This window comes from Spirochaetae bacterium HGW-Spirochaetae-1 (genome assembly GCA_002839375.1).
Taxonomy (GTDB): Bacteria; Spirochaetota; UBA4802; order UBA4802; family UBA5550; genus PGXY01.
The window spans coordinates 70,769-84,037 of record PGXY01000007.1 but is presented as its reverse complement, the minus strand read 5'-3'; the positions used below and the strand labels follow the sequence as shown (position 1 = coordinate 84,037).

Annotated in this window: 12 protein-coding genes; 5 read left to right on the top strand and 7 right to left on the bottom strand. The window is 48.1% G+C overall.

Features of this window, described 5'->3' with window-relative positions; all coding sequences use genetic code 11:
- Positions 1 to 10 precede the first annotated feature (10 nt).
- Positions 11 to 1,936, bottom strand: coding sequence for an acyl-CoA dehydrogenase (locus tag CVV44_13975; GenBank protein ID PKL37456.1), 1,926 nt, complete (start codon positions 1,934 to 1,936; stop codon positions 11 to 13).
- 302 nt (positions 1,937 to 2,238) lie between these two features.
- Between CVV44_13975 and CVV44_13970 the strand changes: the two genes are divergently transcribed.
- Positions 2,239 to 2,913, top strand: a complete 675-nt coding sequence (locus CVV44_13970) for a TetR/AcrR family transcriptional regulator (GenBank protein ID PKL37455.1) — start codon at positions 2,239 to 2,241, stop codon at positions 2,911 to 2,913.
- A 92-nt stretch (positions 2,914 to 3,005) separates the two neighbouring features.
- On the opposite strand, the gene CVV44_13965 is transcribed toward CVV44_13970, so the two are convergent.
- Complete coding sequence (locus tag CVV44_13965) at positions 3,006 to 3,596, bottom strand: hypothetical protein (protein PKL37454.1); 591 nt, start codon at positions 3,594 to 3,596, stop codon at positions 3,006 to 3,008.
- A gap of 335 nt (positions 3,597 to 3,931) precedes the next feature.
- Between CVV44_13965 and CVV44_13960 the strand changes: the two genes are divergently transcribed.
- Entirely contained in the window at positions 3,932 to 4,159 is a 228-nt protein-coding gene (locus CVV44_13960; GenBank protein ID PKL37453.1) for a hypothetical protein, read from the top strand.
- Positions 4,160 to 4,590: 431 nt separating this feature from the next.
- Here CVV44_13960 and CVV44_13955 read toward each other — a convergent pair whose 3' ends face one another.
- Positions 4,591 to 5,589 carry an endolytic transglycosylase MltG gene (locus CVV44_13955; GenBank protein ID PKL37452.1) on the bottom strand — a complete coding sequence of 333 codons (999 nt, stop codon included), beginning with the start codon at positions 5,587 to 5,589 and terminating at the stop codon, positions 4,591 to 4,593.
- A 220-nt stretch (positions 5,590 to 5,809) separates the two neighbouring features.
- Here CVV44_13955 and CVV44_13950 point away from each other — a divergent pair, with 220 nt between their 5' ends.
- Together CVV44_13950 and CVV44_13945 are read left to right on the top strand one after the other, a co-directional pair.
- Positions 5,810 to 6,973, top strand: a complete 1,164-nt coding sequence (locus CVV44_13950; protein PKL37451.1) for a sulfide:quinone reductase — start codon at positions 5,810 to 5,812, stop codon at positions 6,971 to 6,973.
- Positions 6,974 to 7,250: 277 nt separating this feature from the next.
- Entirely contained in the window at positions 7,251 to 8,369 is a 1,119-nt protein-coding gene (locus tag CVV44_13945; protein ID PKL37450.1) for a hypothetical protein, read from the top strand.
- Positions 8,370 to 8,381: 12 nt separating this feature from the next.
- Here CVV44_13945 and CVV44_13940 read toward each other — a convergent pair whose 3' ends face one another.
- Positions 8,382 to 9,305 (bottom strand): hypothetical protein, encoded by a 924-nt coding sequence (locus tag CVV44_13940; GenBank protein ID PKL37449.1) that lies wholly within the window; start codon positions 9,303 to 9,305, stop codon positions 8,382 to 8,384.
- A 47-nt stretch (positions 9,306 to 9,352) separates the two neighbouring features.
- Positions 9,353 to 9,715: a hypothetical protein gene (locus CVV44_13935; protein PKL37448.1), complete on the bottom strand. Its 363-nt coding sequence runs from the start codon at positions 9,713 to 9,715 to the stop codon at positions 9,353 to 9,355.
- Positions 9,716 to 9,824: 109 nt separating this feature from the next.
- Here CVV44_13935 and CVV44_13930 point away from each other — a divergent pair, with 109 nt between their 5' ends.
- Positions 9,825 to 11,708 (top strand): acyl-CoA dehydrogenase, encoded by a 1,884-nt coding sequence (locus CVV44_13930; protein ID PKL37447.1) that lies wholly within the window; start codon positions 9,825 to 9,827, stop codon positions 11,706 to 11,708.
- 177 nt (positions 11,709 to 11,885) lie between these two features.
- Here CVV44_13930 and CVV44_13925 read toward each other — a convergent pair whose 3' ends face one another.
- A complete protein-coding gene (locus CVV44_13925) occupies positions 11,886 to 12,584 on the bottom strand; it encodes a hypothetical protein (protein ID PKL37446.1) in 699 nt (232 codons plus the stop codon).
- A 51-nt stretch (positions 12,585 to 12,635) separates the two neighbouring features.
- Positions 12,636 to 13,208 (bottom strand): hypothetical protein, encoded by a 573-nt coding sequence (locus CVV44_13920; GenBank protein ID PKL37445.1) that lies wholly within the window; start codon positions 13,206 to 13,208, stop codon positions 12,636 to 12,638.
- Positions 13,209 to 13,269 lie beyond the last annotated feature (61 nt).

The following is a 13,269-nucleotide window of genomic DNA, read 5'->3' as shown; positions in this document are numbered from 1 at the left end:
TTTTTTATTTTTATTGTTTGTGTTCCTGGCCAAAGGCCAGGTCTTGAATTTCCAGGGGAGATATATCGTCGTTCCGCAAAGCCACGGCTTTTCCCTCCTGGATGGGAAGTATCTTGTTGATGAAAAAGCGGGCCGAATGTATTTTCCCCGAATAAAAGGCCGCTTCGGCGTTTTCGCTTATAACTGTACTCTGTTCCTGCGGTGTCCCGGCGCCTTTTGAAGTGAATAGGGATTCCAGTTTTTTCCGGGCGATAGTGACCTGCCACAGGTGCATCCATCCCAGGATGGTGTCGCCCATGATATCAAGAAAGGGCACGGCATTGGTGAAGGCCTCGGGTATTTTGCCGTCACCGATCATGCTTTTAAAGTGATCTGCCGTCTCGAGGAGTACATCTTTTGCTTTCCGCACTGTTTCCGCCAGGGAGACCAGCTCGCTGTCCTTTGATGCGTCGCTGATGGTCTCTTCGATGCGGCTGATGAGATAGGCGAAGGCCCGTCCCTTGTCCATGCTCATTTTCCGGTGCAGGAGGTCAATGGCCTGGATGCCGTTGGTTCCCTCGTAGAGCGAGGTGATCTTGGTGTCCCGGGCGAACTGCTCTACGGGATAATCGCCGCAGTAGCCGTATCCGCCGAAAACCTGGATGGCCTCGGAGCATATCCGCCATGCCATGTCGCTGGAATAGGCCTTGCATACCGGCGTGAGAAATTCCACCAGGACCCCGGCCGCTTTTTTCAGCGCCTCGTCTTCTTCGGCATTCCGCAGGTCTATGCACAGGGCTGTGTAATAGTTCAGGGCCCTGATCCCTTCTATATAAGATTTCATCCACAGGAGACCCCGGCGGATGTCGGGATGGCCGATGATGGGCATGAGCTTCGTGCTCTGACCCTTCTGGCGTATGTCCGTTCCCTGGAGGCGCTCCCGGGCGTATTTCAGGGCGTGGAGATACGAGGTTGAAGAGAGCGCCAGGGACTGTACTCCCACGTTGAGGCGCTCCTCATTCATCATGTGGAACATGATCATGATGCCCTGGCCGGGATTTCCCAGCAGTTCGCCGATACAGTCGCCGTTGTCGCCGAAGGAGAGCTGGCACGTGGCCGAGCCCTTTATCCCCATCTTGTGCTCGATCCCGGCGCACACCACGTCGTTGAACTCCCCGGTTTCGCCTTTCTCATCGAGGCGGTACTTGGGCACGATAAAAATTGAAATGCCCCTGATGCCTTCGGGGTCCCCTTCGATACGGGCCAGGACTGGATGGATGATGTTGTCCGTGAGGTCGTGATCGCCTGCCGTTATGAAAATTTTCTGGCCTGAAATTTTATAGCGGCCATCGGGCATTTTTACGGCCTTGGTAGTGATCTGGGCCAGGTCGCTCCCGGCGCCCGGTTCTGTGAGGCACATGGAGCCGGACCACTGGTAGGTGTAGAGACGTTCCAGGTAGCGTTCCTTCTGGCTGTCCGTACCGAAGAGTTCGATGAGCTTGCCGGCGCCGTGGACCAGGCCTGTGTACAGGTTCAGGGCCGTGTTGGCGGCATGGAACATTTCGTTCACGGCGGTAAAAAGTGCCATGGGCAGGCCCTGTCCCCCCGCCTCAAGGTCGTCGGCGCAGGATACCCAGCCCTGCTCGGCAAAGAGCTTAATGGGCCGGTGAAACGACGGCGGCACCGTTACTTTCCCGTTATCCCACTTCGCGCCGATGCGGTCCCCGTCCTGGTTCACGGGGGCCAGTTCGTTTTCGGCGAAGCGCAGGCCCTGTTCCAGGACCATATCGAACTCGCTCTTCGACAGATGGCTGAAAAGGGGTTTTTCCGTGAGCTTCAGTATTTCGAACTGCTCATAAAGAAGAAATTCAATATCGCGTTTATCAACAAGAAGGCTGGCCATGAGTAACTCCTGATATATACATAAAATTGACGACGTAATTAAATCTGCTATCATATTTTATAAAGCCTGTATAAATTCCAAGCAAAAAACGATTATGCATGTTAAAAAAAATAAAAAAACATATAGCATATAAGAAAAATGCTTTATAAATATATAATAACTATTAAAAAAATGCTTAAAAACAAATGATGTTAAGAAAAACTTCTTTTAATGACCATGCCGTGGAATCTTAATTGACGGCTCTGACCCCATGATGCACACTATCATGGGATTTTTAAAGAGCGTGCAGGATATGTGAGCGCCGGGGTCTTTGCCCTGCAACTCCGGACACGAAAAGGGCTCCATGCCATGAAAGGATGAAAAAAATGACCGCGAAAAAATCACCGACCAGGACAAAAAAGGAGAATCGCCGGGAACAGATCATACGGGCCGCCGAGGTGGTCTTCTCCCGGAAGGACTTTCAGAACGCCACAATCTCCGACGTATCAAAACAGGCCGGCGTGTCCGACGCCACCATCTATGAATATTTTTCCTCGAAGGAAGAGCTGCTCTTTTCCATACCCGAGGACAATATCCGTCACAGCAAAAGCATCCTTGACGACCACCTGGAATATGTCCGGGACCAGACAGGGAAGCTGCGCAGCGTCATCTACCATCTCCTGAAATACTACCAGGAAAACGCCGATTTCGCCGCCATATCCCTCATGATCCTGAAGACGAACCGCAAGTTCATGGAAACGGAAATTTACCAGTACCTGCGAGAGTATTACACCATCATTATCGATATCATCGAAGAGGGCAAGAATACCGGTGAATTCAAAAAGGATATCGATCCCCACTTTGTGCGCAGTGTGATTCTCGGCACCGTGGAGTTCATCGTCACGCGCTGGCTCATGTACGGCTGTCCCGACGACAAGACCAGGCCCGTGGAGAACATAGATTCACTCTTTGATCTCATCATGGGCGGTATCCGCCGCGACACGGGCCTGAAGGGAATGAAGTTCCGTGTGACCCTGGAGCCCGAAGACTGATGGATGTGACTATCCACAGCCTGTCTTTTTTCAGGTAAACTCATGGCAGGCTCATAAAGCTAAGCCGGGCTCTGACCCTCCTGTAACCTTTTTTAAAAAATCGGTATCATGCGTTTCCGATATGCCTCCTCATATTTGAGAAATTTCTCCACGCAGGCTGAAAAAGTATCGCCTAGCCGGTTGAAAAAAGCATGTCGTGTTATTTTCACCGGAGCTTCAAAATTTTCTATGAGATAAACATTGATAAACCCCACATCGGCTTGCCGGGGATCACGCACGAGCTTCTTGCGCACCGGGTTATACCCAATGTACCATAAAAGCCACAACAGGTACTGCTCGGGATCATCCGCTTCCTCAATCACAGTGGAACCAAATCTTTCATTCCAAAAAGGGCCGGTGGTTCCCGTAGACCGATTGTACATCTCGGCGATACGCGCCTTGACATACTGCATGATCCGCGATACGGTTTCCTTGTCCTCCAGGGTGCGGATGACAAGATGGATATGATTTGTCAAGGGTTCGGCAGCGATAAGCTCAAAATCATATTTTTCCTGGCATTTTTTAACGGCCTCGATAAGGTATTTGCGTACGTGGCTGCTTTTCATCAGGTCTCTTTTTCCGTGGCAGCGGGTAAAACAGTGATGGGTATTCCCCTGGGCAATATTTCTGGTTTGTCTTGGCATGGCGATATGCTCCTTGTGTTGTTTCTTGTGGTCATCTATTACACGAAGGAGCGATATCGGTTATGAACAAAATTTGAGGATACACAGCAGAGGGTCAGAGCCTTTTATGAAAAAAAGGCTCTGACCCTCTGATCTCTGCTTCCTCAGCTTGTCCCGGCAAGAAAAGTTTGCTTCCCAGGCCTGAATGACGGATTATCCAGTTCTAATATGGGGCTTCGCTTGCTTCATATCCTTGCGGAAAGAAATAAGAATAGTTCCGCTTGACTCGCCTCATGGATTTGACTATCATTATGATATCGTCCATCGTTATTATCTTGTTCACAAAGGGGGTCGTCATGAGCGGAAAGGAACTTGAAAAAATAGTGGAGTATGTGGACAGGATCAAGGGTGAGTGGGAGACCCAGGTTTCCCATCGTCTCTATGAGTATGAGAAAAAAAGCGGACTTCCCCTGAGCGAGGCCGATGAGGATATCAGGCATCTTCTTTTGCAGCACATGAGCTGGCTCCAGGAGGACCTGCGCATGCTGCGGCACCGGCTGGAAGGAACTGATCAGATAAAATAGAAGTTATGGCCATCACGATAAAACGATACTGCAAAAACTGCGGGAAAGAAATGCCCTGGAGGGAGGAAATCGTACACACCTGTACGGCCGGTGTTGTTACGGTAAAAGACGAACTCTGCCCCGAATGCCGTGCTCCTGCTGATTCATGATGCGGCCTCTCGTTTTTTATTAACTCGACCCAAGCGAAAACTATTAAGAATTCGCGCAAAGTCGCAGAGACGCAAAGTCATATATTATTTTTGCCTTACTTTACTCCATATGCAATTACCATATCAAATAATAAATGAATGACTATATTTCAGATATCTCTTTGCGTCTTGGCGCCTTTGCGTGATTATCTTTAAAAATTTTACCAAACTCTAATTTTCAGTGTAATTTCCCAACAATTCGGAAAGAGTCAAATACTTATAACGCGGTCTTTCCTGAGTTCGTTACAACTTCTGGTTGTCCCTGAAATCCACCTTTTCTCCTCGCTGATAATAGAGTACCGCCTTGTTGTGTTCACGCAGCGTTTTGGAAAAATAATGTGATCCGTCATTGCGGGCCACGAAAAACAAGTAAGAAGTCTTCATGGGTTTTACCGTTGCTTTTATGGCATCTCGTCCCGGGGAAGTGATGGGCGTGGGAGGCAGGCCTTTCACTTTGTAGGTATTGTACGGGGAATCGGTTTCCAGGTCGCGGAGGGTGATGGAGCCGGTGAATTTTTTCACGGCGTACCGGACCGTGGGATCACAGTCCATCCGCCAGTCTCTTGCCAGCCGGTTATGGAAGACCGATGCTATATAGGGCCGCTCCGAAGGGACCTGCGCCTCTTCTTCCACCAGGGAGGCCAGGGTCAGAATTTCATGAACGGACATACCTCCGTCCCCGCGGGCTCCCAGTTCTTTCAGAACGCTTTGCATTCTTTTGTGCATCATGATAATGACATCGCGGGCGTCACAGTCTTCGGGGAAGACATAGGTGTCGGGAAAGAGATATCCCTCGGCCGAAAGGGACCTGATGCCGATGGATTGCAGGAAAGAGCCGTCAAAGGCCGCATAGAGGAATTTCCCCTCGCCGGTAATATCATTCTCATCGAGTCGTTCGGCAATCTGGTACAGGTTGAAGCCCTCGGGTATAGTCACTTTTCTGGTTATTATTTCTCCACTCGCCAGTTTGCGGAATATTTCCATGGTAGTCATATCTTTATAGATCTTATATTTTCCCGTCCTGATATGACGCTGCATGGTAATATATGAGGCGGCCTTGAAAAAGGGAACGCTCCTGATGAGATTCTGTTCCTTCAGGTGAACGCCTACACTGTGCAGGGATTCTCCCGGTTTTACCAGGAAGGCCTCATCATGCATGAGGGGGGGAGGGCTGTTGAACCAGGTATAGGTTGAAAGGGCCGCAAGTAGCAGGGCGGCAATTACAAAAAGGATTTTTTTCATGATTATATTCCTTCGATGCTGATAAGATCGTTGGAGTCATTATTTCATTCCAGCATTTTTTAACTTTTTTTGCAGAAATTTGTTTAAAAAATGCAATCATTCAATTATTTTTATAGAAAATGATATGATAATTAAGTATTTTATAAAATATTAAATAATCTAATAAATATGGATCGGTATTATTCTGTTATTATGCAAATATCTTTCCCGAGGAGGAGTGATGAAAAGTGTTTTAATTCTGGGCGGCGGTTTTGCCGGGGTAGAGGCAGGCATCTTTTTAAAGAAAGGGGGATTTGATGTGACCCTGGTATCGGACAGGGATTACCTGTACATGTATCCCATCTCAATATGGATACCCACGGGAGCAATGAAGCCTGAAAAGGCAAAAATATCCCTGGAGGAATTGAGCAGAATTCATAAATTCACCTTTATTCACGATGAGGTCAGGAAAATCGAGGCGAAAAATCAGAAAGTTTATCTGCGGAACCGGGAACTGAGTTACGATTACCTGGTGGTGGCCATGGGGTCGCATAAACTGAAACCGAAAGGCCGTGAACATTTTCTTTCAATCTGCGGAGAGCCCGATGAGGCGCTGGCCATAAAGGATAAAATTGATTCCCTGCTTCAAAAAAAGAGCGGGAAAATTGCCATTGGCTTTGCCGGGAATCCACGGGATACTTCCACGGTACGCGGGGGCCCTGCCTTTGAAGTCTTATTCAATATACATAATCTGCTAAAAAGAAAAGGCGTGAGGAAAAATTTTGAACTGACATTTTTCGCGCCCATGGCTCAACCGGGCGCCAGGATGGGGCAAAAGGCACTGAAGATGACCGATGTCTATCTGAACAAGCTGGACATCAGGAAGCATTATGGTAAAAAAATAAAAGAGTTTGTTGCTGATGGGGTTGTCTTTGAAGATGATTCCAGGCTGGAGAGTGATTTCACCATGTTCATTCCCGCCGGTGACGGGCATGCCGTATTGCGGGAGTCGGATTTGCCCCTTTCTGATTCGGGATTTATCAGGATAGACGATCACTGCCAGGTGGAGGGCCGGCCCAATGTTTTCGCCATAGGCGACGTTGCGGCCCTTGAAGGACCGGAATGGAGAGCCAAGCAGGGACACATTGCCGAGGTCATGGCAAAAACAGCCGTCTTTAACATTGAATCCATGGAAAAGCAGAGCCCGGCCAGGCGGGGATATAAAAATCACCTGAATATTCTCTGTATCATGGACAGCGGGAATGGCGCCAGTATTGTTTACCGCGATGAGAAAAGGGAATTTATGCTGCCCCTTCCCATTATTGGTCACTGGATGAAACAGGCCTGGGGGTTGTATTATAAACTCAGCAAGAAGAAGAAAATTTTCAGACTGCCTGGGCTGTAAACCTGCACAGAATTCATGCATGGCATGTGATTTAATATTTTTTTAAGAGGCTGTCCCATGGTTACGTGTGACAGCCTCTTTTGCGCCGGAAATATCCTCAAAAAAGTCGTTGCTTCCGGGTGCAGGAAAAAGAAATTGCCTTCAACGGATACTATCCAGGAAATTTTTTTTGTATCGGCATAAAAAATGTATTTAAATTAGTATGGAAGATAGGGTAGAATATTATTACTGTTTCTGAATGTGGAATGGCCGATAAATAATTTAAATAGAAAAAGATATGAGTGCAGAAATAAGAAAATTTTTCCGTCAGATAATTAACAACTCCCTCAATACCCAGCAGGTGAATTACCTGGGTGAGCTGGTGGATTCCAACTTCAACCTGAACAGGGCCGCGGGATTCTCATCCACAATGCCTGTTCCGCGCCAGACCGCGGCAAATACACTCATCAGCTATTTTCCCACGGAAGAGGAAATAGTGAACCTTTTTGCCTGTATGCTGCTGCACGAGGGTGAGCGTTTTTACAACCGTGACCTGGCGATCTGGGGCCGTGACGAGTTCCTCAACCTCCTGCGGAAGCATAAATGGTCCTATGACAGGGATCTCGGCATGTTTTTTCTCGACCCATTCTATGAACGGGAGATCAACTTTCTTAAAAAGATACGTTTTGTCGATTTGAGGGAGAAGGTATCCGTCAAAGAGATCATCAAAGAGTTGACTGATGTCACCTCGGCCATGAGCATCGCTGACCTGGAGTGGCGCGTGGTTCTCCGCCTTTATGACCTTGAAAGGGAAACAGGGGAGCTCATCAGGAAAATCATTACCCTCCTGCTCACGCGCCAGGAACTGCAGATGTTTACCAGTGATCTGTTTGTGTGCCTCAAGGAGATGGCTATCAACGCCAGTAAAGCCAATTATAAGCTTCTGTTCGAGAAGCATGTTACCGCTCCCGAGGGTATCACCGCCGAGAAGAATTACCATGTCTTCCTGGAAAGATTCAGGGATGAAATAGATGAGAACGGCAATTCGAATCTTTTTCAACTGGCGCGCCAGGATGACCGTTATATCACCATCACCTTTCAGTCAACGATTGACGCCATCGAGATATGGGTCACCAACAGCCAGAATATCACGGCCGTGGAGAAGCAGCAGATCATCAAAAAGCTGGGAATGAGTCCTGCGAAAGAAAACAGTTTTGTCAATGACGATGATGAATTAAAGGAAGGAGCCGGCCTGGGAATCAATCTCGTCCTGAGGGTTCTCCGGTCCTATTCCGATGATCCCCATCCGTTAAAGGTGGTGTTTTATCCCGAATTTATCAAATTCGGATTTACCCTCACCAGGGAAAAACTGCGCGCAAAAATCCCCGAACCGGAACCGGAAAAAAAGAAGTCCTGACGGCCTGAACGATCACTCAAATTTGGCGTGGGCCATGATCTGATCCATGTTGGGCTCCAGCCGTTCGCTTTCCTTTTTCCTCTGGATGGCCAGACCACCCATCTCGTCGAGAATTTTCGGGTTGCCCGCCGCGTTTTCGGGATACTCGGCGTATTTCGTTGTGTAAAGCGGGATGCCCAGCTTCTGAGCCGATTTTGCCGCTTCGAAAATACCTCCCTCCACCGGTGCTTCCACTATATAGACGGCATGGGACAGGCCGCATACGATTTTATTTCTTATAAAAGCATTGAACTTGTTCACTTCTGTCGTAGGGTAGAAGGGGGATATAAAAATGATACGGTCGGGATTTACAACTTCCTGGATAAAGGGCGGAACCTTGAGATGGAGGATGCCGTAAGGGACAATGGCGATGGTCTTGCCGCCGTTTTCTATGGCGGAACGATGCGCAATCATGCCGACGCCGCCGGCGAAACCGCTTACGGTGACAATATGATGCCGTGCAAGTTCCCGTGCAGCACCATAGGCGATCATTTCCCCTTTCTCGCTCACGTTTTTGTCGCCCAGGATGGCGATACTTTTTTCCTGCAGGATGGCCTTGTCGCCCACGGTATAGAGGATTGGAGGGAAAGCGTTTCCCATGGTATCGAAGAATCGGCTGGGATACTCGGCGGCAAAAAAAGGCACGATGCTGATTCCGGCATCAAGGAGTGAAAAGTAGTCTTCTTCGATCTGACTCACCAGTTCCTTCGCCCGCATAATGGACTCAATGATTTTATCAGAAAAGGTAAATTCCCCGCGGATTTCAGCTTCAGTCAGGTCAAAAAGGTCCACAATAGAGAGATTCAGCTCTTTCAGTGTTGAAAATATCTCCCTGAGATGAGCCGGTCCCATTCCCTGCGCCTGTTCCAGGGCTATCCAGTATTTTGTGCTGCTCATGGTCGCTCCGCTTTTGTTAAGTTTCCGGGAATATAAACAGTCAACAGCTATAATTTCAAGGATTTTATTTTTTTCCAAAACATATGAATTATATTAACAACTCTTTGATCAAGAAAAGGTAAAAAATGCAACCACGAAAGATGTCTTTTTAATCTTTTAAAATGTGTGCCGATGTTCGTTTGCAAATAGCATAAACAGTTGATGGCATGAGCTGACAAATATCCCCGCCCTTCTTCCTCTGTGCTTTCTCCGTGTCCCTGCGCCACTGCGGTGATCTTTAAAAACGCTTGCAGCCAAGTGGAACTCATCGGAGCTGTAAATAATCGGTCCTGCCGGCTAAAAAAATTAATTTTGCTTGAAAAATAAGGTATGCATATAAACATCGTAAAATTAGGGAGAATAAAAGGCATAAATAACCTTGCTATAACTCTCGTCAGTACTTTTATCGTTTTATAAAGTGCTGAAATAATAAAGCTTATCTAATTGGGATTTACACAAACTTTAAACAGGAGGACCTTTATGGCATTAAATCCTTTAGTTGACACTCGTGATGTGCGTTTTGTGCTTTTTGAATTGCTGGAACTGGAAAAACTGGCTAAGCACGAGCGTTATGCCGATTTTGACAAAGATACCTTTGAAGCAACTCTCGATCTTGCTGAGCAGATCGCCGTTGAGAAGTTATTCCCCACGGCTAAAGAGGGTGACGCAGAAGGCGGATGTCATTATGACCCGCAGACAAAAGAAGTAGCCATTCCGAAGTGCTACAAGCCTGCTCTTAATGCGTATTATGAAGCCGGTTTCATGGGCCTTGCCGACGATCCCCACGTAGGCGGTATGGGCATGCCCGCAATCATGGGTGCAGCATGTAATGAAGTACTCATGGCAGGAAACTACCCGCTCATCATGTATCCCGGTCTTACACACGGTTCCATGGAGTTGATCGAAGTTTTCGGCACCCAGGAGCAGAAGGATAAATACATCGGTCCCATGATGGAAGGGACATGGGGCGGTACCATGTGTCTTACCGAGCCCGATGCCGGTTCCGACGTTGGAGCCCTGAAAACCAAGGCTGTTAAACAGGCCGATGGAACATACCTCATCACCGGTACAAAAATATTCATCTCTTCCGGTGAAAACGACTATTATAAAAATATGATTCACCCCGTTCTTGCCCGTATCGAAGGAGACCCTCCAGGAACAAAAGGTATCTCCATCTTCATCGTTCCCAAGTTTTTTGTCAAAGATGACGGATCCCTGGGAGACAGAAACGATGTATGGTGCGCCGGTATCGAGCACAAAATGGGTATTCCCGGAACATCAACATCACAGCTTTCCTTCGGCGATAACGGTAAATGCGTCGGTTATCTCCTGGGAGAAGAAAGACAGGGTATGAAGATCATGTTCCGCATGATGAACTTCGCCCGTATGGGTGTTGCCCTTCAGGGACAGTCCAATGCTTCTGTTGCATACATGCACGCCGTAACCTATGCCAAAAACAGGGTACAGGGCGTTCACGTAACACAGATGCTCAATCCCGAGGCAAAAGGCGTTACCATCGTGAACCATCCCGATGTTAAGAGAATGCTCCTCTGGATGAAGTCGCACCTGGAAGGACAGCGGATGCTTATCTATTACATGTTCAACAACATCGACCTGGCCGAGCGCATGCTGGACAAGAACAGCGACGCTGCCAAGGAAGCAACGGGACTTGTTGAGATACTGACTCCTATCTGTAAAGCCGGCTGCACGGACAAGGGTGTTGATATTACCTCCGAGGCAGTTCAGGTATACGGCGGATACGGATACTGTGCTGACTACCCTGTAGAGAAATACATGAGGGATTCAAAGATTCTCCCCATCTGGGAAGGATCCAATGGTATCCAGTCCATGGACCTCACCATGAGGAAGATCCTCATGAACAAAGAGCAGTTCAATTACACCACGTGGAGAAAGCGGGTCAACGATACTCTCAGCAAAGCCAAGGGCATTGTTGATGACAAGTATATCGACCTGGTAGAACGGTCTATCAAAAAGCTTGATGAAGTCATCGAGTTCCTGAAAGGGCAGATGGCCGGCGGCAAGTTCATGAATCTTTTCATGCATGCCACTCCTCTTCAGCAGGCAATGTATGTTGTCGCCATGGGATGGGTTCATCTCTGGGCGCTTACTATTGCACAGCCCAAGCTGAAAGCCCTCGTGGGCGACGCCAAAGGCGCTGACCGCGCAAAAATCATTTCCGATAATCTGGAAGCTGCCTACTATAATGGTAAGGTTCTGTCTTCACAGTTCTACATCGGAACAGAAGTGCCCAAATTCTTCGGTCGCGCCGAATCTCTCCTTTTCGATGAGAGCGCTGTGATCAAGATGAGCGAAGAGTGCTACACGGGCGTTCTTCCTGAGTAAAACAATTTAGCATTTGATATATAAAAGGGGTGTCCTGAAAAGGGCACCCCTTTTTTTATTGATGGGATGGCAGTAGCCAAAGAGATGACTCATGCCTATAGGCAATTTGAGGTTATGCCTGTATAGGAGCAGCAACGGAGCAGCAACGGAGGAACAACGGAGGAGCAGAAAGGGTAATCAATTGATGTAATAAATCGCCCGGCCCATGGTGCGGGGCGGGACCATAACAAAGGAAAAATTCTTTTTAAAAAACCGTTCCTTGAATCCCGCTTCTTTAAACAGGGACCGCATTTCATCCTCGTCGATGGCGTGTCCCGTTCCCAGAGGTTCAAGGATATGCATGGAGCCGCCGGCTGCGAGTATTTTTCTGAAAGCCGCGATCACCGCCTTTCTCTGATCCCTGTCTATGTCGTGGAGAACGAGGCGGACTACGATGACGTCGAAGGACCCTGGGGAAATGTCCAGCCTGGTAATATCACCCTGCATATAGAACACCTTTTTATATTCCGCCAGCCGGGACTTCACTACTTCGAGCCATGCCGGGGAAATATCCAGGCAGGTGAGGGTGCCCTTTTTGCCCTGTATCGCCTTTGCCAGGAAAAGGGCCTCACCGCCGGCGCCTGAACCGAAATCGAGAATGCGTTCATCTCCCGTGAGGTTGATGCTGCGGACAAATCCCGCATACGCCGGCCTCAAGATCGTGGAGGCGATGAAGGTCTCGTACCGGACCAGCATTTTCGATGGATGAATGAAATCGGTCTTCGCCGGATATGAAATATTCAGCCTGCCGACAAAGGATGTGGAAGAAAAAAACAAGACAATAGTAATGACAATCAGTGCGCATATGGACAACAATGAAATTTTTATCGTGCTCATGCTTTTCCCTTCGGGTCATCGGGAGGATTCATCGTCTATTACCGATGCATTTTAAAACTCCAGATCCCTGCTCACGGGTTTCCTCTTCATCTCTTTGTCGTAGTCTTCTTTTCGTTTCTGCAGCGATGTGTCGGTATACTGAACGTCAAACTTGTCCCACGACGATATGCTCTGGAAGAAGATATCATACCTGCCGTCCTTTATATTCCACCGGAGAACCATGTCCAGGCCGCTGGTGATGTCGCGCTTGACGGGCTTCCCGTATTTGTCCTCGATTACTTTTATGACGTCATCGGGCACCGGGTTTCCCGGTATCTTCCTGATCTTAACATTTATCTTGTATAGCACGTCGTTCCGGTCGAAGAGAAGCTCGATGAGAATGACCGGCTTTGCCGCCTGCATTTTTCTCAATATAATGGCATTGTCACCTTCGTCGGTGCTGGTATATTCGCTGCCAAAGTTTGACTTTATGACCTGCCTGATCTGGTCTTTACTCTGTCCCAGCATGAGTTTGCGGTAACCGATATCACCGCCCTGGGCCTGCAGCATGCTGATCATGAATAAACTCCCGGCAAAAAGGGCGATAATAAAAATGGGCAGTGTAAGAGATAGTTTGTTTTTCATCGAGGTCCTCCCGGCTGAATAAATGAGTGAATCCATATGCGGCGATAGATGAGAGTAGACC

Excerpts from the sequence above, each read along its gene's own strand:
- CVV44_13970 (PKL37455.1), top strand. The coding sequence starts at position 2,239 with ATGAAAAAAATGACCGCGAAAAAATCACCGACCAGGACAAAAAAGGAG.
- CVV44_13950 (PKL37451.1), top strand. The coding sequence starts at position 5,810 with ATGAAAAGTGTTTTAATTCTGGGCGGCGGTTTTGCCGGGGTAGAGGCA.
- CVV44_13920 (PKL37445.1), bottom strand. The coding sequence starts at position 13,208 with ATGAAAAACAAACTATCTCTTACACTGCCCATTTTTATTATCGCCCTT.
- CVV44_13935 (PKL37448.1), bottom strand. The coding sequence starts at position 9,715 with ATGCCTTTTATTCTCCCTAATTTTACGATGTTTATATGCATACCTTAT.
- CVV44_13940 (PKL37449.1), bottom strand. The coding sequence starts at position 9,305 with ATGAGCAGCACAAAATACTGGATAGCCCTGGAACAGGCGCAGGGAATG.
- CVV44_13945 (PKL37450.1), top strand. The coding sequence starts at position 7,251 with ATGAGTGCAGAAATAAGAAAATTTTTCCGTCAGATAATTAACAACTCC.
- CVV44_13960 (PKL37453.1), top strand. The coding sequence starts at position 3,932 with ATGAGCGGAAAGGAACTTGAAAAAATAGTGGAGTATGTGGACAGGATC.
- CVV44_13965 (PKL37454.1), bottom strand. The coding sequence starts at position 3,596 with ATGCCAAGACAAACCAGAAATATTGCCCAGGGGAATACCCATCACTGT.
- CVV44_13955 (PKL37452.1), bottom strand. The coding sequence starts at position 5,589 with ATGAAAAAAATCCTTTTTGTAATTGCCGCCCTGCTACTTGCGGCCCTT.
- CVV44_13930 (PKL37447.1), top strand. The coding sequence starts at position 9,825 with ATGGCATTAAATCCTTTAGTTGACACTCGTGATGTGCGTTTTGTGCTT.
- CVV44_13975 (PKL37456.1), bottom strand. The coding sequence starts at position 1,936 with ATGATAGCAGATTTAATTACGTCGTCAATTTTATGTATATATCAGGAG.
- CVV44_13925 (PKL37446.1), bottom strand. The coding sequence starts at position 12,584 with ATGAGCACGATAAAAATTTCATTGTTGTCCATATGCGCACTGATTGTC.